Annotated in this window: 18 protein-coding genes and 1 other annotated feature (1 of these 19 only partly in view); of the genes, 5 read left to right on the top strand and 13 right to left on the bottom strand. The window is 36.4% G+C overall.

Annotated elements, in window-relative coordinates; translation table 11 throughout:
- Positions 1–29 (bottom strand) — a binding site (T-box leader) (it extends 175 nt beyond the left edge of the window).
- A 120-nt stretch (positions 30–149) separates the two neighbouring features.
- The 4 genes from J2Z82_RS03625 (at position 150) to J2Z82_RS03640 (ending at position 5855) form a co-directional block, all read left to right on the top strand.
- Entirely contained in the window at positions 150–3266 is a 3117-nt protein-coding gene (locus tag J2Z82_RS03625) for a transglycosylase domain-containing protein (RefSeq protein ID WP_209479424.1), read from the top strand.
- Between the two features lie 121 nt (positions 3267–3387).
- Positions 3388–4041 (top strand): GNAT family N-acetyltransferase, encoded by a 654-nt coding sequence (locus J2Z82_RS03630; RefSeq protein WP_209479425.1) that lies wholly within the window; start codon positions 3388–3390, stop codon positions 4039–4041.
- Positions 4042–4692, top strand: a complete 651-nt coding sequence (locus J2Z82_RS03635; protein ID WP_209479426.1) for an acetoin utilization AcuB family protein — start codon at positions 4042–4044, stop codon at positions 4690–4692. It begins immediately after the preceding gene.
- Entirely contained in the window at positions 4689–5855 is a 1167-nt protein-coding gene (locus J2Z82_RS03640; RefSeq protein WP_209479427.1) for an acetoin utilization protein AcuC, read from the top strand. The genes J2Z82_RS03635 and J2Z82_RS03640 overlap by 4 nt, the downstream gene beginning before the upstream one ends.
- 37 nt (positions 5856–5892) lie before the next feature.
- Here the strand turns inward: J2Z82_RS03640 and motS are convergent, their stop codons facing one another.
- The 4 genes from motS to J2Z82_RS03660 form a co-directional block, all read right to left on the bottom strand.
- Entirely contained in the window at positions 5893–6684 is a 792-nt protein-coding gene (motS, locus tag J2Z82_RS03645; protein WP_209479428.1) for a flagellar motor protein MotS, read from the bottom strand.
- On the bottom strand, positions 6674–7498 hold the full coding sequence (gene motP / locus J2Z82_RS03650) for a flagellar motor protein MotP (protein WP_209479429.1): 825 nt from the start codon (positions 7496–7498) through the stop codon (positions 6674–6676). Before motP ends, motS begins: the two co-directional genes overlap by 11 nt.
- A gap of 66 nt (positions 7499–7564) precedes the next feature.
- A complete protein-coding gene (gene ccpA, locus J2Z82_RS03655; RefSeq protein WP_209479430.1) occupies positions 7565–8560 on the bottom strand; it encodes a catabolite control protein A in 996 nt (331 codons plus the stop codon).
- A gap of 132 nt (positions 8561–8692) precedes the next feature.
- Positions 8693–9766 carry a bifunctional 3-deoxy-7-phosphoheptulonate synthase/chorismate mutase gene (locus J2Z82_RS03660; RefSeq protein ID WP_209479431.1) on the bottom strand — a complete coding sequence of 358 codons (1074 nt, stop codon included), beginning with the start codon at positions 9764–9766 and terminating at the stop codon, positions 8693–8695.
- Between the two features lie 158 nt (positions 9767–9924).
- Between J2Z82_RS03660 and J2Z82_RS03665 the strand changes: the two genes are divergently transcribed.
- Complete coding sequence (locus J2Z82_RS03665) at positions 9925–12066, top strand: cell division protein FtsA (RefSeq protein WP_209479432.1); 2142 nt, start codon at positions 9925–9927, stop codon at positions 12064–12066.
- Positions 12067–12092: 26 nt separating this feature from the next.
- Here J2Z82_RS03665 and J2Z82_RS03670 read toward each other — a convergent pair whose 3' ends face one another.
- From J2Z82_RS03670 to J2Z82_RS03710, 9 genes are all read right to left on the bottom strand, one after another.
- Positions 12093–12518, bottom strand: coding sequence for a YtxH domain-containing protein (locus J2Z82_RS03670; protein ID WP_209479433.1), 426 nt, complete (start codon positions 12516–12518; stop codon positions 12093–12095).
- 27 nt (positions 12519–12545) lie between these two features.
- On the bottom strand, positions 12546–12953 hold the full coding sequence (locus tag J2Z82_RS03675; protein WP_209479434.1) for a DUF948 domain-containing protein: 408 nt from the start codon (positions 12951–12953) through the stop codon (positions 12546–12548).
- 458 nt (positions 12954–13411) lie between these two features.
- Positions 13412–14731, bottom strand: a complete 1320-nt coding sequence (gene murC, locus J2Z82_RS03680; RefSeq protein ID WP_209479435.1) for a UDP-N-acetylmuramate--L-alanine ligase — start codon at positions 14729–14731, stop codon at positions 13412–13414.
- 120 nt (positions 14732–14851) lie between these two features.
- On the bottom strand, positions 14852–15973 hold the full coding sequence (locus J2Z82_RS03685; RefSeq protein ID WP_209479436.1) for a nicotinate phosphoribosyltransferase: 1122 nt from the start codon (positions 15971–15973) through the stop codon (positions 14852–14854).
- Between the two features lie 84 nt (positions 15974–16057).
- Positions 16058–18202 (bottom strand): DNA translocase FtsK, encoded by a 2145-nt coding sequence (locus J2Z82_RS03690; protein WP_209479437.1) that lies wholly within the window; start codon positions 18200–18202, stop codon positions 16058–16060.
- Positions 18203–18410: 208 nt separating this feature from the next.
- Entirely contained in the window at positions 18411–19013 is a 603-nt protein-coding gene (gene ytpR, locus J2Z82_RS03695) for a YtpR family tRNA-binding protein (protein WP_209479438.1), read from the bottom strand.
- Positions 19014–19029: 16 nt separating this feature from the next.
- Positions 19030–19836, bottom strand: a complete 807-nt coding sequence (locus J2Z82_RS03700) for a DUF1444 domain-containing protein (protein ID WP_209479439.1) — start codon at positions 19834–19836, stop codon at positions 19030–19032.
- Between the two features lie 24 nt (positions 19837–19860).
- Positions 19861–20172, bottom strand: coding sequence for a thioredoxin family protein (locus J2Z82_RS03705; RefSeq protein ID WP_209479440.1), 312 nt, complete (start codon positions 20170–20172; stop codon positions 19861–19863).
- Between the two features lie 251 nt (positions 20173–20423).
- Complete coding sequence (locus tag J2Z82_RS03710; RefSeq protein ID WP_209479441.1) at positions 20424–20966, bottom strand: hypothetical protein; 543 nt, start codon at positions 20964–20966, stop codon at positions 20424–20426.
- Between the last annotated feature and the right edge of the window lie 73 nt (positions 20967–21039).

Genomic DNA, 21039 nt, shown 5'->3' on the forward strand with positions numbered 1-21039 from the left:
AAACTACTGCGATCCTTCAACGTATTTTATTATACTATTATTTATTCATATCATATTCTCATAGTAAACGCAATATATTTACATATTTCCTTCTATACCTAGTACATCAATTATGCTATAATTAATGTTGGAATTTAGGAGGTCTTAATATGGATTATAAACAATTATTTCAAAAATATAAAGAAAAAACAAAGTCAATTTGGGCAACTGGAAAAGTTCAAAAATCATCACGTATTACATATGATGTGTTCTGGAACGTAGTCTTGTTTTTCGTTATTATAGGTGCGGTTGGACTCATTTTTGCAGGCGGTGTAGGTGCAGGTTACTTTGCTTCACTTGTTAAAGATGAACCTGTTCGAAGCTATGCAAGCATGGAAAAAGATATATATAATTATGAGGAAACCTCAAAGTTATACTTTTCCGGAAATAAATACATCGGTGATATCCGTTCTGATATACATAGAGAAGAAGTTAAATTAAAAAATGTCTCAGATATCCTGAAGGATGCTGTAGTTGCAACCGAAGATGAATATTTTAATGATCATAAGGGAATTGTTCCAAAAGCAATTGTCCGTGCACTAGTACAGGAAGCAACTAATGCCGCAGTAAAAACAGGAGGAAGTACGCTAACCCAACAACTTATCAAAAACCAAATTCTAACAAATGAAGTATCATTTGAACGTAAGGCAAAAGAAATTTTATTAGCACTACGTTTGGAGCGCTTTTTTGATAAAGACGAAATTCTTGAGGCTTATTTAAATATAGTCCCGTATGGACGGGATGCTTCAGGTGGAAATATTGCCGGGATTCAGACTGCTGCTCAAGGAATATTTGGTGTTAATGCTTCTGAGGTTAATTTACCCCAAGCAGCATACCTTGCAGGACTTCCACAAAGTCCGTCAAGGTACACCCCTTTCAAGAACAGTGGTGGGTTAAAGAGCAAAGAAGGGATGCAGGCTGGACTAAATCGAATGAAATCAGTTTTAAACAGAATGTATGAGTCAGGTAGTATTTCAAAAAAACAATATGAAAAGGCTATGAACTACGATATTGTTGCAGATTTCTCTAAAGAGTCGCAATCACCCATTGAAAAATATCCATACCTGACATTCGATGCTGAAAAAAGGGCAAAGAAAATAATTCTAAAATATATTGCCAAAGATGATGGATATTCAATGGAGGACCTGAACAATGATGAACAGTTAATGGAAGAATATAAAATATTAGCTGATCGTGCATTGCGTAAAAATGGTTATAAAATCCATACAACAATCGATAAAAAAACACATGACGTGTTTAAAAAAGTAATTAAGAAGTATGAAACATACGGTCCTGATTGGAAAGGTAAAGTTGTTATAAATAAAGAGACTGGTGAAACTGAAACTATAACCCAGCCAATTGAAACTGGCGGGATATTAATTGAAAACAGTACAGGAAGAATTATTAGCTTTGTTGGTGGCCGTGAGTATACTGAAAAAGACCAATTAAATTATGCAACAGATGTAATTCGTTCAAATGGTAGTACTATGAAGCCAATACTCACCTACGCTCCAGCAATGGAAAAGGGATTTATACAACCCGGAACACCAGTAGCTGATGTCAAAACAACTTATTCCACACCTGTAGGTTCCTATACACCTGGAAACTATGGAGGAGGCTATCATGGTCTAGTATCTGCCCGTAAGGCACTTACAAATTCCTATAATATACCTGCAATCAGAATTTATGACAAGATCAGATCGCAGGATCCGGTTAGTGAATTTTTGAATCCTATGGGAATTACAACTTTGGGTAAAAATGAATATGCTAACCTCTCTCTGGGAATTGGTGGTACAACCAATGGAATCTCGATTGAAGAAAATACGAATGCTTACAGTACATTTGGCAACAACGGTAAATTTGCTGATTCTTACATGATAGAAAAAATTACTACAGCAGATGGTGAAGTAATATATGAACATAAAAGTAAATCAGTAGATATATACTCACCACAAACTAACTATCTGACTCTCGATATGATGCGTGATGTTATCAGCAGTGGAACTGCAGCATATTTAAACTCACAATTGAAGTATAATGGAGTTGATTGGGCTGGGAAAACTGGTACATCACAAGATAAAAAGGACACATGGTTTGTTGCAACCAATCCAAATGTCACATTTGGAACATGGATGGGATATGAAATTGGAAAATCACTTGAATGCCCTAGTTGCTCATTAGGATACAGTAGCAGAAACGTAAAACTCTGGGCAAAATTGATTAACGCAGCTTCTGATGTTAATCCAGAATTAGTTGCACCTAAAAAGAATTTCGAACGTCCCGGTGGAATTGTGTCACGAAGCTATTGTGCAATATCCGGTATGCTCCCATCAGATTTATGTGAAAAAGCTGGTTTAGTAAAAACCGACTTATTTAACGCTAAATATGTACCGACCAAAGAAGATGACAGTCTTGTCAAAGGAACATATGTCATGGTTGATGGTAAAGCAGTGATAGCTGGTGAAAATACACCAAAGGAATTTACTGAGGGAGACGGAATAACATTCAACCCGGAATTTCTTAAAAGAAAAGGCTATGACAAACTTGATGATATAACACAACTTTATCCAAGAACTAATCGTGAAAAGTGGGAGAAAATCAGTTTACCAGAGTCAGAAGTTGATGATGGTACAATAGAAGACGATGGAAAGAAACCTTCTGCTCCTGCTTCAGTTGCAGGATCCGGAAATAAGCTAACTTGGAAAAAATCCAGCAGCAAAGATGTTGTAGGGTACCGCATCTATCGTGCGAAGAGTCCTGAAGATAGCTTTAGCCTCGTTGGTAACACAACTGAGACCAGCTTTGGTATTTCCAAAGGTAAGGCTGTATACCATGTGAAAGCTGTAGATTACTTCGGATTAGAATCAACTGCATCAAAAGAAATTATTGTTGGTGACTTTTCAGAACCTGAAGAACCTGAGGAACCTGAAGATAATAAACCTGAGACTGCTAAACCTGTTACACATGTCACAGCAAAACACGAGAAGAAAAACATCACAGTCTCATGGAATCACAGTGAAAAGGCAACATTCGAAATAACGTTAACTGGTAAAAGTTATAATAAAAAGGAATCAACTAAAAATAAGAGTTATTCATTCGCAGATATCCCACCAAATGGTGAAAAATATAGTGGAACAGTAACTGCAATAGTAGATGGAAAACCGAGCAAGTCTGTCTCGTTCACTGTCACTGCTAATAAAAAACAAAATGAGGAATCAAACGAATAACCGACAGGCGGCGCTATGAAAGTGTCGCCTGTTTTATTTTAAGTTTTTACTAAAAATGCCAGTAGTTATACTGTATAATAGAATGATATAAAGAATACTTCTTAAATAAGGCGGTGAAAAAATGAATCATGTTAAAACGTATCATTCAGTCACACGCGACACTCCAAATGGACCAGTCATCATCGAAGGACCGCTTTCTTCCACGGAATTAATGAAATATTATTTTCATGAACAATTAACTGCATTCCGACCTGCTCCCAAACAATTTGAGGCTATTTCAAGTATTGCTGACTTTCCTGAGGGGAGAATCATAGTTGCTAGAACTGATGACACCATTGTTGGCTATGTAACTTATTTACATCCTGATCCTCTCGAACGCTGGTCTGAATTTAATATGGAAGACCTTATTGAACTTGGTGCAATTGAAATCATTCCAAAGTATCGTGGATCTGGAGTTGCCTCAAGCATATTAAAAGTATCCATAATGGATGATTATATGGAAAATTATATCCTAATATCAACCGAATATTATTGGCATTGGGACCTTGAAGGCACGAGGTTGAGTATCTGGAATTATCGTAAGGTAATGGAAAAGATGATGGCTGCAGGCGGACTCCTTCCTGCCCCAACGGATGATCCGGAAATTATATCTCATCCAGCTAATTGTTTAATGGTGCGAATCGGAAAAAATGTACCAGAAGAATCAATCAAACAGTTTGATAAACTCCGGTTTTTACAGCGACAACAATACCGTGATATGAGGGAGGGTTTATAAATGCTCGTAGAAGAAATTATGAAAAAGGAAATAATTACACTACCTAAAACCGCTTCAATTGCTGAAGCATTACAATTACTTCATGAGAATCGAATTAGACACATTCCGATCATTGACGATAACCGTTGTGTGATAGGAATTGTATCTGACCGAGATGTACGTGATGCATCACCATCCATTTTAAAAAAGGATGCAGACCAAAGTACTCTCGAAAATGAAATTCAATCGATTATGACGCAAGATGTCATCACAGTTCATCCTCTTGATTTTGTGGAGGAAATTGCTCGAGTATTTTATGATGAAGCATTCGCATGCCTACCAGTAGTTAGGGAAAATAAATTAGTAGGAATTATTACTGAAAGAGATATGCTTCATACGTTTATTCAACTTACCGGTACAAATGTTCAAAGCTCACAAATTGAAATTAAAGTCCCGCATAAACCAGGAATTTTACCTGAGGTAGCAGCAATTTTTGGAGCTCGTAAAGCAAACATTACATCCGTTTTAATATATCCTTATAATAATGATCCGAATTTTAAAATTCTCGTTTTCCGCATACAGACCATGAATCCTATGCCAGTTGTGCATGACTTACGGGACGCTGGCTATGATCTAATGTGGCCAAATAATATTGCGGAGCCAAAAGTATGACTTGTAAAGCGTCATTTGTTTACTCTAATAAATTCTTAGACTACCAATTTCATTCGGATCATCCATTTAATCAAAAAAGAGTATTATTAGCAAAGGAATTATTAGAAGATATAAATCTTTTAACGAATACGGATATTATCAAACCTCGTACTGCTACCGAAGAGGAACTTGCACTTTTTCATGACTTGTCTTATATTCAGGCTGTTCAAAAGGCAAGCAATGGCAAAATGCAAACTGATGAAGGATTAGAATATGGGATTGGAACAGAAGATACACCCATTTTTAATGGAATGCATGAAGCATCAAGCTACTTGGTAGGCGGTACCCTGACTGCAATAGATTCCGTATTGCAGGGTAAGTCAGATCATGCTTTAAATCTAGGCGGTGGTCTCCATCATGGCTTCCAAAGAAAAGCAAGTGGCTTTTGTATTTATAATGATGGCGCTGTAGCTATTAAGTACATTCGTGAAAAATACGATTTGAAAGTTTTATACGTAGATACTGATGCACATCACGGGGATGGTGTCCAATGGGCATTTTATGATGATCCAAATGTGTGCACTTTTTCCATTCATGAAACTGGCAGATACCTTTTTCCTGGTACAGGTAACGTTAACGAGCGTGGAATAAAAGAAGGACATGGCTATTCTTTTAACATTCCAATCGATGCATTTACAGAAGATGAATCATTTATAAATCTATATGAATCCGCTTTCAGGGAGATTGCTGAATATTTCAAGCCTGATGTCATCTTGACACAGAATGGTGCAGATGCACACATGTATGACCCACTAACACATCTATGTGCAACGATGGACATTTTTGAGAGAATTCCTCTATTAGCACATGAATTAGCACATCAATACTGTAATGGACGCTGGATTGCGCTAGGTGGCGGCGGATATGATATGTGGAGGGTCATACCCAGAGCATGGGCTCAAATATGGAGCGTAATGAAAACAGATAATGTTCAAAAAGGCAACTTACCTTCAGTTTGGCAATCCAAATGGCAAAAGGAATCACCTGTTACATTACCTGCTCACTGGCATGATAACAAAAGTATTGTACCAACAATACCAAGAAAGGCGGATATTACCGAAAAGAATGAAAAGGCACTTCAAAGTGCTTTAAAATACGCAAAAAATATACAAAATAACATTTAATAAAGGAGATGATTTTTACAATCATCTCCCTTCCCTTTTATTCCTTATTTTGATTATTATTTTCCAAAATAACCATCTCTACACGTCTGTTCTTACTCCAATTTATTGCTGATGTATTTGGCACTATTGGTCTTGTAGCACCATATCCCACTGCAGTAAAACGCGAATCATCGAAATTATTTTCCTTTATTAAGTAGCGAATTACACTACTTGCACGTGCACCAGATAATTCCCAGTTTGACGGATATCGAAAATTAGAGATGGGTCGGTTATCAGTATGACCTTCTACCTTTACATGATTAGGTATATTAGAAAGGAGCTTCGCAATTTTATCTAAAAAAGGCTTACCAGAATCAACAATTATTGCCTCACCTGAATCAAACAATACACTTTCCTGTAAAACCAGTACAACTCCACGTTCAGTTCTACTTGCTGATACCACATTATTTAAGCTATTGTTATCCAAGTATTGCCCAACATCCCCCATCAATTTGTCTAAAGAATCATCAGTTTCATCCGCTGTTGTATCGTCTCGGTCATTTATATTCTCAAATTGAGTAGGATTTTCAAATTCATTCGAATTCTTACCACTTTCTTGATTACTTGTATTCTCTGTCGGGTTTTCCATCGGTACTGGTGATGGGTAGAAATCAAATATCATACGATTCTTAAACGATTCAGAAATGGCTTCAAATTTTACCAGATCTATTTGTGACATGGAAAATAGCAATATAAAAAAGACTAAGATCAGCGTTACCATATCAGAATATGTAACCATCCATTTAGGTGCTCCGGACTTGCTGTTTCTTTTCGTACTCCTACGCTTCATTTACGCTCTCTCCTGCGTAAGCTGTTTCTTCATCAACTTCATCTTTTTTCTTCGTTTCATTTGAGAGGAAAGCACCTAGTTTTTCTTCTAAAATACGTGGGTTTTGTCCCGACTGAACACCAATAACGCCTTCGATAATTACCTGTTTTATAAATATTTCTTCTTCCGTTTTTGTTTCTAATTTATTAGCCATCGGAATAAATACAAGATTAGCAAGAACAGTACCATAAAGTGTTGTCAACAGTGCTACCGCCATATTTGGTCCTAACGTTGCAGGATCTGTTAAACTATTAAGCATTAGAACAAGCCCTACTAATGTTCCAATCATCCCCCACGCCGGTGCATATTCACCAGCCTTTTCGATAATAGCACGTCCTTTGTAATGCCGATCTTCCATTGCAGTCAGTTCTGCATTCATAATATCATTTATAACCTCAGGCTCAATCCCATCAACTGCGAGCAGGATACCTTTTTTAATAAATTCATCATCAACTTCATCAAGCTCATTTTCAAGAGCTAAAATCCCTTCTCTGCGTGCACGCTCAGATAAACGTATAAATAATCCAATTAATTCTGGAAGTCGTTGGTCACTTTGGTGAAATACTTCCTTCATAACTTTAGATGTAAGCTTGATTTGATCCAATTTAAAATTAATAAATAACGACGCAAATAAACCACCAATCACAATAAAGATAGAAGCAACATCAAGGAAGGATCCCATTCCTTGTGTGCCACCCTTTGCAAGAATTGCCAGCATAATCATAATAAATCCCAATGTAATACCGATTGGAGTTAGTATATCTCTTTTCCTCATAATCTCGCTCCCTAAAAGCTTGTTCCCAAGACAATCTTTAACCTGTTGTTTATATCGGCATTATTTTTATTTTGTTGAAGTTCTTTCCACAATTCGATGTGGTAAAACTACTTTCTTCTCCTCAACTTCTTCTTTATTCATATATTTTGTCAATAAACGCATTGCAACAGCACCGATGTCATACATAGGCTGAACAATTGTGGAAAGTGTTGGACGAACCATTGTTGCCAATCTGGTATTATCAAAACCAAATACTTCCAGATCCTCTGGTACTTTATACCCCTTGTCTTGGGCTCCATGAATAACTCCTAAAGCCATCTCATCGGAAGCAACAAATACAGCAGTCGGTCTTTCATTTAACGAAAGCAATTGTTCAACGGCTTCCAGACCAGAATCATAAGAATAATCTCCTCTTAAGATATATTGATCATCGATGGTCTTTGACTTTTCCTTAAACGCACGTAGATAGCCATTGTATTTTTGCTGATTTATAAGTGTGTCATCTTGCCCTGATATAAATGCGATTTTTTCATTCCCTTTACCAAGCAAAAAGGAGGTTGCTTCAGATGCTGCCGCTTCATAATCAATATTTACTGATGGAATTCTGTTTGATTCATCATAAGTTGCTGCTAATACTACCGGAATTGAAGAGCTTTCAAACTGCTTCACGTGCTCGTCTGTTATATTTCCGCCCATAAATAGAATACCATCTACTTGTTTCTCCAGCATCGTATTAATTAACTGAAGTTCTTTGTCCTTATTTTGATCGGAATTACTTAAAATCATATTATACTTGTACATCGTAGCGATATCCTCTATTCCTCTCGCCAACTCAGCAAAGAAGATGCTTGAAATATCCGGGATAATTGTGCCTACTGTTGTTGTTTTTTTACTTGCTAGTCCACGTGCTACAGCATTTGGACGATAACCCAACTGTTCAATGGTTGCTAAAACCTTTTTACGTGTTACAGGTTTAACATTCGGGTTTCCATTTACAACTCGTGAAACGGTTGCCATTGATACATTTGCTTCTCTAGCTACATCATATATTGTTATATTCATACTCTAATGCCTCCTAATATAAATCCCATTACGAACTCTTTTCCATATATGATACCCCACCATGAAAAAAATTACAAAAAAAACAACAGAAAAACTTAAGGCTGATCTACTTAAGACCAGCCTTAAATGGAACTATTTACGTGTTGAAAATGCTTCTAGTTCTTTCATAAAAGTATCGAACATCGGAATATCCATTTGTTGTGCTGCATCCGATAGTGCTACTGCTGGATCTGGATGTACCTCAGCCATAATCCCATCTGCACCTATTGCTAATGCAGCTTTTGCAGCCGGGAGTAATAAATCCCTGCGACCTGTAGAATGTGTTACATCAACCATTACTGGGAGATGTGTTTCTTGCTTCAGAATCGGAACTGCTGAAATATCTAACGTATTTCTGGTTGCTTTTTCATATGTCCGAATACCACGTTCACATAAAATAATATTACCATTCCCTCTTGAAATAATATATTCAGCCGCATTAATAAATTCGGAAATAGTTGCTGACAGACCTCGTTTTAGTAGGACTGGTTTTTTAACATCCCCTGCAGCTTTTAATAATTCAAAATTCTGCATGTTACGTGCACCAATTTGAATGACATCAATATAATCCATTGCTTCTTCCATATGGGCTGGGTTTACAATCTCACTGACGACTGCCAAATCATACTCATCCGCAACTTTTTTTAAGATTTGAAGGCCTTCCACTCCAAGACCCTGGAAATCATATGGTGATGTTCTAGGCTTAAATGCTCCACCACGTAATAGTTTAAGTCCTTTGCTTTTCACCGACTTCGCTACTTCAGCTACTTGTTCGTAACTTTCAACCGAACATGGACCTACCACATAATGGGTATTCCCATCGCCGACTTTTTCTCCTTTAATATCAATGATGGTATCTTCAGGTTTCTTTTTTCTAGACACAAGTAATGCTTTTCTGTGGTCATCTTCTTGTAACTCAAGACTTGCTTTAAATATTTCTTTAAAAATGTGTTCAATTGTAGAATTTTCAAATGGGCCATTATTTTTCCCTGTTAGCTCATCCAGCATTTTTCGTTCTCTTACCGGATCAAATCGTTTAATACTTTGTTTATGTTTTATTTTACCTATCTGCTGCACAATTTTTGCACGGCTTGTGATTAAATCCAGTAATTCCGTGTTTACATTGTCTAATTGACGACGTAATTCATCCATCTCATTATGGCTCATTTATAAACCCCTCCCGAACACAGTTTATTATACCTGGAAAGTATGGTACATTTTAATAATTAGAGACAATTATAACTAAAAGTTTGTTCTTTGTCATCAATAATTTTTAATTTCAAACTATACATATCCAGTATTATAATATGAAAGGATTAATTAATATGGGTGGACGGATTTTTGCACTTGATATTGGTACACGATCAGTGACTGGTATTTTAATAGAAAAACAGGATAATAATTTTGCAGTAATTGATTACTATATGAAAGAACATGAAGAAAGGTCTATGCGTGATGGACAAATACATAATGTGATAGCCGTTTCTGAAGTTATTCGGGATGTTAAAGAGAAACTGGAGACGGAACATGGGCAGTTAAATCAAGTGTCTGTCGCTGCTGCAGGTCGTGCCCTTAAAACATGTCAGGCAGAAGCAACGTTAAAATTAGACCAGCACCCTATCACAGATAGTGATTCGATTAAACACCTGGAATTAAGTGCTGTTCAAGCTGCACAACTGAAGCTTGCAGCAATGGATAATAACAATGAATATACAAACTATTATTGTGTGGGTTACTCTGTATTGGAATACAAGCTTGATGACGAACAGATCGGTTCACTTATTGACCAAAGCGGAGACCAAGCAACTGTTAAAATAATTGCTACATTTTTGCCGAAAGTAGTGGTTGAATCTCTATTGGCAGCCCTAGGTCGAGCTGATTTAGAAATGGAAGCATTAACATTAGAACCAATTGCAGCCATTCATGTGTTAATTCCTGAATCCATGCGCAGACTTAATGTTGCTTTAGTTGATATTGGAGCAGGGACAAGTGATATCGCCATTACGGATAAGGGAGCAGTTGTGGCATACGGTATGGTACCCGTGGCTGGAGATGAAATAACTGAAGCAATCAGTGATCAATATCTATTGGATTTTCCGATGGCCGAACAAACAAAAAAGAACATTGTAAGTAATGGACAAGCAACTGTTCAGGACATATTGGGTTTTGAAACTACCATTACATACGAAACACTTATTGAAGATATAAAAAATAGTGTTGAAAAAGTTGCCGATTCGGTAACAACAGAAATTCTTGATTTAAATTCAAAATCACCTAAGGCAGTTATGCTTGTTGGAGGCGGAAGCCTAACACCTAACATAACTACTGCTCTAGCAAATAAGCTGCAACTCCCTAAAAACCGTGTAGCGACAAGAGGGATCAATGCAATACAACATCTTGTAAAAACAGAAAAGTTACCACCAGGTCCAGACTTTGTAACACCAATTGGAATTGCCATCGCTGCTAAACAAAACCCAGTTCACTATATTACTGTGACAGTAAACGAACACACAATTAGAATGTTTGAGATGAAGCAATTAACCATTGGGGACTGCCTTGTACAGGCTGGGTTGGACATAAAAAAGCTATATGGAAAACCCGGAATAGCTTCAATTGTTACTGTTGACGGAAAGGAAATAACCTTGCCCGGCGAATATGGTCAGCCCCCTGTTATCATTCTAAACCATTATGAAGCAACAGTTGATGATGTTATTCATAATGGTGATGAGATTATAATTTCAAAAGGGAGTGATGGAAAAGAACCGCATATTACGATTGAGGAGCTTATCGGTGAAGGCACAACTTTCGTTATTAATTTTAATAATAAACGCCATGAACTGGAAACCACCTTTTCAGTAAATGGTCAGACAAAACCAAAAAGCTATCTTATACAAGATAATGATGAAATTATTATTAGGAATCTGCACACGATAAATGATTTTCTGGTATCCAAAAGTACCGAAAAGCTTCAGTATACACAACCTTTTTCAATTTTTGCAAACGATAGACAAGTAACGATTGACAAGGGTGAATCACATATTTACTTAAATAACAAAAAAGTAAATCGTACTCATCCATTAAAACAAAATGATAGCCTTACTATTATATCTGCTCAACATCCTATGGTGAAGGATGTATTGCCACATCTGGACAAGGAATTCTGGAACACAATAACTGTTACATTTAATGGAAAATCTGTTTTAATTAAACAACAGCAAGTTACTGTATTACGGGATCAACTTGAACTGGGTCCAGATACAGAATTAAATTTAAATGATGAACTGGAGATTAAGGATCGTAAACAGGAAACGTTTATATTCCAAGACGTGTTCCGATACGTCGATGTAGATATGACTAGCGCTTCTGGTCATTTCCAGCTGTATAATAATAATCAGCCCACAACTTTCAATGAATCTATTCAAAACGGTGATAAGTTACAAATAGTCTGGGGAAAGAAAAAAAGCTAGTGGCTACACTAGCTTTTTTGTAATTCTTATTTTTTCTCAGCTTCTTCAGTCGCTTCCTCTATCGCTTCAGCAACTTCCTCTGCTGCTTCTTCCGCTTCCTCTTCACCACTTGTTTTTTCTTTCCATTTATCTTGAACATTCTTTGTTAATTCCTGTGTTTTCTGTGAAAGTTTTGATTTAGAATCAGCTGCTTTTGTTCTCAAGTCAGAACTTTTTTCAGACGCCTTATCTTTCCATTCTGAACCTTTTTCATAAGCTACATCTTTCCAGTCATATGCACGGCCTTTTAATTCAGTTGCACCTTCATTAATATTTCCTCTTAATTCTTTACCGGATTTTGGTGCAAAAAGTAAAGCTGCTGAAGCCCCTACAATTCCTCCAATAAGTGTTCCGATAATAAAGTCTTTACTGTTGATGTTGTTGTTATTATTGCTATTGTTGTTATCTCCCATGAATATTCCTCCTCTTAATAATTAATCTTATTTATTTCTCTTCTTTTTCCAAAAATCTATTACTGTGTTCCCCCATTTTATTGCTTCTGAGGCTTTTTCCTGATTCTGTGAAGCTGTATCCGATATACTGTTAGATAATTTACGCAACGACCCATTAAAATCCCTAACTGTCTCTCCAACGCCTCTAATGCCATCAAATAAACCATTTAGCTTTGATGACTTCTGATTTACGTCTTCAGCAAGCTTATTCGTTTTATTTAACAGTTCGGTTGTTTCTGTTGTAATCCCCTGCATTTGTTCTTCCAGGCTTCCTAATGTATCTGTTACATTATTTAACGTGCGCTGTGTGGCCTTTAAGGTCATTGCTAGATAGATTACAAGCACTACAAAGGCAACTGCAAAAATGATTGCAGCAATGTACAATAAGTTCTCCATATAGTAGGTCAACTCCTTCAATTATAGACTTCAATGATAGTAACTCGGAGAGCTAAATAATGGTATAAAAGTAGCACAACATAAAGAAGTGTCTTCTTAAAATAATACCCTAATTAATCTCACTTAAACATATCCTGATTACTTAGCGTATTCAATGACTCAACGCGATATCACCTTACTATTCACTATAACGGTTTCTAGTTATTATTTCGACAAATAAGTCATAAAATCCTTTATTTTTATAGAAAAACTTGGAGTTATTAAAGCTAATGAAAAAATCCTTTATTTTGTTTACTTCGACTCCAAGCTTTCATAAAATATAAACAAGTCTCTTTTCGTAAGGCTTATTACTCTATCTTCCCTGTTTGATATAGACTGGCTCATGTGGCTTTGTTAAAAGTAATAATCATTAAAAAACAGCAAAAAAAAAAGAGCCTAAATTTATGGCTCAGAATCATCTATACTTTTTTTAAATTATTTTTATTTGCCAACTGTTCTTCATAGGATTCTTGGAACTTCTGAATATCCCCTGCCCCCATGAAAATCAGTACGCTGTCAGCATCATTCTTTAAAACATCCGTGTGTGATATATCTAAAACAGAACTATCATCCACCAGTTCTTGCAGATCGTGTATAGTCAACTTCCCACTATCTTCTCTAGCTGATCCAAAAATATCACATAAATAAACGTTATCAGCTAAGCTTAAACTATCAGCAAATTCTTGTAAGAATGTTTTAGTACGAGTAAATGTATGCGGCTGAAATACTGCTACAATAGATTTATCTGGATATTTTTTACGAGCTGAATCAATAGTTGCTGTAATTTCTTTCGGATGATGTGCATAATCGTCAATCAGAATTTGATTCCCTACTTTTTTCTCGGTAAATCTGCGTTTAACACCCTGAAAAGTGCCAATAGTTTTAATATCTTTTGCTTTCATATCTTCGTAATGACAAATAGCAATTACAGATAAAGCATTCAATATATTATGATCACCGAACATTGGAATCTCAAAAGTTTCATAATACGTATTACGTACAAATACATCAAATTCAGTACCGTTCTCTGTTTCCTTTACATTCTGTGCCTGAAAATCGTTCGTACTGGAAAACCCATAATACATGACGGGAACTTTCGCTTGGATTTGTTGTAGTTGTTCATCGTCACCACAAGCAATAATTCCTTTTTTTACTTGATCAGCCATCGATTGAAATGCATCAAATACATCATCAATACTCGTGAAATAATCCGGATGATCGAAGTCAATATTCGTCATAATTGCATAATCAGGTTCGTAACGTAAAAAATGACGACGATATTCACACGCCTCAAAAACAAAATATTCACTGTCTACATGGCCTTTTCCTGTCCCATCACCTATTAAATATGAAATGGGATACGTCTCATCAAGTACATGAGCCAATAAACCAGTAGTAGACGTTTTTCCGTGAGCACCAGTTACAGCGATACTTGTATATTGCTTCAGCCATTCTCCTAGAAATTCATGGTATCTATAAAAAGTGAGTCCTAACCTTTTTGCTTCTTTAATCTCTACATGATCATCCGAAAAAGCATTGCCCGCTATTATGGTGTTGCCTTCTTTGATGTTACTTTCTGAAAAAGGGAAGATTGGAATGTTTTTATTCTCTAATGCTTCTTGCGTGAAAAAGCGCTTATCTACATCAGATCCTTGCACTTTTTCCCCAGAATCATGAAGGATATGTGCAAGTGCACTCATTCCGGTCCCCTTAATACCAATAAAATGGTAAGTTGTCATAAAAAAGAACCTCCAGATATATGTGTACAAACAGCTATCTAAAATTTATATTTTGCAGGAATCTTAACAGCTATTTAATCATTATAGCAAATGTTTACGAAGAGTGAAATAAAATATTACTTATTCTTTATTTTGCATATGATATTCCACTAATTCAAGTCGGGGATTCGGTCGATAACGTCTCCCCTCTTTTGCTTCTTGAGTACCGTTTAACAACACATTATCACCAGTAAAACCAATATTAATTTTTAATAGGCTTCCTCCAACACCATACATATCTACCGGAACGCCTAGAGTCTCGAAATGACTTATTCTTGTCTCCGTAAAGCCACCGCTGGCCATAATGTTTACGTGAGAAAACCCTTCTTCATTAAGTGCTTTTCGAAGCGCAAAAATTAATTCAGGATTCACACCTCTTGGATCAAAAGTGCCCATTAAATGATGATTCCTTAAAAAATATTTATCTACAAGTGTTCTGGACGTATCAAGACGAACTCCTTTTAAATTGTTACCAAAGGCTTTAGCAACTTTCAGCGAATCGGTAATCACATCATTATTATAATCAACTAGAGCTACAAGATCGTCTTCTGGGAACATTTCAATGTATGCACGTGATGCTGCAACAACATCACCACGAAACATTTGAATCATGGCATGCGGCATTGTACCCATACCTTCTTTTCCCCACCATTCATTCATCGCATGCGTTGCTTGTGCTGTAGAACCACCAATGAATGCTGCATAGCCATCGCCAGCCTGTTGGGTGAAGTGATCGTCACGATCCCCCATAAAAATAATGGGCTTTTGATTCCCAGAAGTTCTACCTGCTTTTACGACATTATATACATTTGTAGCTACCGATGTTCTTCTAGCCAAAATACCATCAATAATACCCTCAAGAAAACCGAACTGCTGATATGCCCCTGTTATGGTCAAAACAGTTTCGTAGGGGCTGATCTTGTCACCATCTTTTAATGAATGAATTTCCAGTTTTTCTGGTTCATCTGCAAATGTGTGGACCAAAGCAATTGCTTCATCTGTTCCACATAATACTGCATTACTGCTTTTTTGGAAAAACTGCATTGTGACACGATTATATGGAAGTTTCTTCTCTGCCATTTCTTTCGTTTTCAAAAAGTATACCGCTGAAAACCAACCCTCTTTAATCCGTTCATCAAACTTAAATGTTTTGTTAGTTAAACGTTTAATATCCCCATTTAGTTTCTGTGATATTTCCTTCATAACGGCTTCCCCTCGTATTCATAATAAAGTTTGGTGATTGCATTCTTTCTTATCATATAAAAACTACTGCAACTAAACAAGTGCTTAGTTTTCAGCTTGTACGCCAGATACTAGTATTTCACGCGGTTTGCTTCCATTTTGACCACTGATTATTCTGTTGCTTTCCATCGAGTCCATTAGCCGTGCTGCCCGATTATATCCTATTTTAAAGTGACGCTGTAATAATGACGTACTGGCACTATTCTGCTTCACAACAAACTCAATCGCATCATGAAGCAATTCATCTTCTGAATCATCAGTTACAAGCTGCTCCAATAACTGTTCCTGCTCAAATTCATAATTAGGTTTAGCTATCTGACGCACATGATCAGTTACACGCTCAATTTCTTCATCTGATACAAAGGCACCTTGCAAACGAATACTTTCACCGGCACCATTCTCGATAAACAGCATATCACCTTTTCCTAAAAGCTTCTCAGCTCCACTTGTATCCATAATTGTTCTGGAATCTACTTGAGAGGATACACTGAATGCAATTCTTGTCGGTATATTTGCCTTTATTAACCCAGTGATCACATCCACAGAAGGTCTTTGTGTTGCAAGAAGCAAGTGGATTCCACATGCACGTGCCTTTTGGGCAATACGACAGATTGCATCCTCAACATCCTGTGGTGATACCATCATTAAATCAGCCAATTCGTCAATTACAATAACAATAAATGGCATTTTTTCTTCCACACGATTCTGTTTAATCATCTTTTGATTAAAACGCTGTACATCTCGAACTCCTTCTTGAACAAACCTATCATATCGTTCCTCCATCTCCTTCACAGCCCATTTGAGAGCAACTGTTGCAGCTTTTACATCCGTAATAACTGGTGAAATGAGATGTGGTATACCGTTATACGGTGCCAACTCAACCATTTTAGGATCTATCAACAGGAACTTTACATCTTGATGATTCGCTTTATAGAGGAGACTGATTAGAATCGTATTAATACAAACACTCTTTCCTGACCCTGTTGCCCCGGCTATTAATCCGTGCGGCATTTTTTGTATATTAGTGATCAGGGGACTTCCTTCAATACTTAATCCCAATCCTATTGTTAATGGTGATTCGCCTTTTTGAAAGTTTTCTGCCTCAAAGATTTCCTGCAACCCGACAATTTGTGGTTTTGGATTAGGAATTTCAATTCCAATTGTGTTCTTGCCAGGTATAGGCGCTTCAATTCGAATATCTCTTGCAGCCATATTCAATTTTATATCATCACTCAAATTTTTAACTTTGCTAACTTTAACACCCAGCTCTGGCTGCACTTCAAACCTTGTAACAGATGGCCCTTGCGTTGCTTTAACAACTTTCGCCTGAACATTAAAATGTTTCAGTGTTTGTTCCAATAGTTCCTGTTGGCTATTCATCCAAAATTGATTCTGATCACTTTTACGAACAGGATCATTTAATAAATGATATGGTACTGTACTGTCATTTACAGCTGTATTATCGCTGACAGATTCTTTTTTGATATTGTGCTTATCCATTTGCCTCCGTTTATCATTTGCTGACATCATAACATTAAAAGGAGGTGGGCTCGGTTTATTTTGTTTTTCTATTTTATGTTTGGAGTGTCTTCGTTTGGTTTGTTTAACAGAATGCTGTTGTTGTACATTGTCCTCTTTTGGCTGGTTCAATTCCTTAGGTTCAGGCTCGGGAACCTTTGTTGACTCTGTTGACTCCTCATTAATCAAGTTTTCCAATGGACGTGTATCATTTGTGTATGTATCTGTTTCGTCTTGCTGCATAGTTTGCTCCGGCACGTCAGTTTGTTGTCGTTTATACGCAGGGATGTCCTCTATCTCCTTTTCCTTTTTTCGATGCTGAAAACCATAGATAGGTGAAGGGACATCGCTTGGTTCAAACGGTGTTCCTGATTCAGGCTTGTTCACTTTCTTTTTCCGTTCAAGCATCGGACTTTGTTGATCGGATTTACTTGAAGTGTTATTTCTAGTTCGGTTTCTTTTTCGTTCAAATGCCGGTGTCTCTACTTCTTTTTCCTTGGGTTGATCAGGGATAACAGGAAACCGAAATGAATTCTTATCAGGATATTGGTACATCATTTTTGTTTGAACATCCTGTTTACGATAGTTTCGGTTTTTTGGTGACTGATTGTTTTCTTCCTCTACTTCCACAAAGAGAAAATTGGTTATTTTCTTTTTCCAACGATCCCACATATAATTTCACTCATTTCTATAAAAATTAACACTATAATTTATTCTATCAGTTTTTTTGTGAAATTGTAGCATTAAAAAAATTTGCTTATTGCCAAAACGTAACAGTCAAAAGCCTAAGTGCTTTATGAAATTATGAAGGCAGGAAAGTATAAACTTTCCTATCTGCGAAAAAAACAACCCTTGTCAATTGACTTAGGTTGCTCTCTTTTTAGAATATAAATGGTTCGCCTACCTCATAAGTATCATCGAGAACATAAATTCCTTTCTCTTTGGGTGCATCAGGCAAGCCTAATTCTTTCTGCGAGCATATCATACCATTCGATGGGACCCCTCGTAATTCTGTCGGTTTTATCTTTAACCCACTCGGCATAGTCGCTCCGACTTTCGCTACGACAACTTTTTGATTTGCATCAATATTTGGTGCACCACATACAATTTGCAGCATTTCGTCCCCTGTATCAACTTGACAAACACTCAACTTATCAGCATTCTCATGAGGGGATTTATTTTTAACATAGCCTACAACAAATTTAGGGCTCAAATCAAACTCAAGTGAATCAGTCAGATTGTTTTTATTAAACAATTTTTTTAACTGATTTAATAGTTCTTCCGTCATTGTGATTTTCCCAGTACTTTCTAATTCCAAATGCTGTGATGCCCGAAAGATATTATAACCAATAACTTTTTCATCTTTATCAATGATTCGTGTGATGTCACCAATAGTATCATGCTTAACCTCATAGCGGTCCCCATCTTCTAGTGGAACAATTAAAACATCCCCAACACCCTTTGGATTATAAAACACATCCATCTGAACTCATTCCTTTCTACTTCTGTTCTGGTCGATTTTTTGCCATGATAAACACTGGTTCCAATGTTTTATCTTCGTATATAAATGGCAACGACGTTATTGGAATACTTCCCTCTGCAAAGAACTTCATTGTCATTTGTGCTAATATATCATAACCTGTTTTATTTTGTATGTCAGCAAAAATTAATACATCCTGATGTGGTACAGCTACAGCCAGCTGTCCTTTACTATTTGCGAGCATTTCTTCCAGAAACGCTTCGTTCAGAATTCTGCTTGCATCATAACCATCCTGTTTAGCAACGAAATAAAAATCATTTTCAGCTACCGTATCTTTCTTGAAATCATTGGATAAAGATCTAATGTTAAATGTTGCAATTTCATCAATTCTATCGTAAGTCCATCCCTCTTTTTCGAGCATTGGTTCATCAATTAACCGATAGGATTTACCTAAATCCAGTGCATAGTAAACACGAGTCTCTGCAGTATGTTCTTTAGATACCAGTGTAGTACCCGAATTTGTTTCTGTTGCGAATGATGTTGCACGAATGACAGGATAAATATTTTTCTCCATCCCAGTCAAAGTGTGTTCTTCATTCATAATCCGTAATGCTTCTAATACATGTTCCTCTAGTTCATCTATAGCTGGTTCGCCCCGCTTGTTATATTTCGATACAACATTCGGTAGTGTAATGGTCATTCCTTGCTTGGATTCCTTCCACTCTATCCGATAGGAATCTTCGTCCCTCTTATAAGATGTATTAAATTCGGGATTGGAAAACCTTTCATCAAGTATTTTTTTCATTTTCAAACTAGTCATTTTCATCGTAGTGCAACTCTCCTTTTAACCTTATACCCCTTTGATAAATTCGATAATTTCGTCCTTTGTTTTACGGTCTTTGCTAACAAATCTGCCAGCTTCTTTACCACCTTTAAATGCAATAAAGCTTGGAATTCCAAAAACATCATATTGCTGGCAAATCTCAATAAACTGGTCTCGGTCAACCAGAACAAATGTATATTCCGGAAAATCCTGTTCAATTTCTGGTAGGACCGGTTCAATCACTCGGCAGTCCGGACACCAGTCAGCAGAAAATAGAGCAATAATATTATCTTTATTTATCAGATCATTAAATTCATTAACCGTTTCTAACGTTTTCATAGTTATCAGCCTCCATTGCTATCATATCTTTGTTTTAACTATGATTCAATAAACTTGACTGAATCAACGTATGGTGATATACATAAAATTCCAACTTTTCTTCTTAGAAAACTTGGCTTGTCGCCAATCCTCAGTATAGATAAGCCTTAGTTGCACTTATGCAGTAAGAAAGGATTTATACTTTATTATCTGCAAAAAAATATCAGTCAATGAACTAATTCATTGACTGACTTTTTAGTATTATTAGATATTTATTTTTGGACAGTGCTTGTTTGCTGCAAGGCTATGGATTGTGCAATCTTCATAAGCTCTTCTGAATCATCACTCAAATTTCTTCTTGAAGTATAAGTAGTGATTTTGACGCCACCCACACCAATCTGTAATTCATAATCTTCTTCCTGATTGTGAGGGATTATACGCATATACCCAAACTTATTCTTATCTTCAAATGTCTCTAACAGCAAAGCCTTATCACTTTTTGCTGCTGCAGAATTATAACTAAGCTTACTTAGTGGGTCTTCAAGATTATTATAAAAAACAATAAATGTTTGGTCTCCATCTTTTAGAATAACATTATTTTCATCTTCTTCTTTCACTTCTAAACTATTTGGTAAATACATTGAAAATGAATCCAGTTTATGGTTCGTTTCAATCTTTTCATCCGAATTGAATATTTTTTTGGCTGATTCCTTAGCATCCTTAATTGCCTCTTCTTCTGTTTGCATACTGCACGCAGTCAGTGTGACTAGGAAGAGCAAAGAAACTATTGTAATATTCCATATTGATTTTCGCAATGTTTTTCCCCCTGGATCTAGTACTTTTTACCTCTTTTTATAATACTACGAATTTAATAAATTTCAAGGTAAT

The sequence above is a fragment of the Virgibacillus litoralis genome (assembly GCF_017873675.1).
In the GTDB taxonomy this organism is placed as follows: Bacteria; Bacillota; Bacilli; order Bacillales; family Amphibacillaceae; genus Lentibacillus; species Lentibacillus litoralis.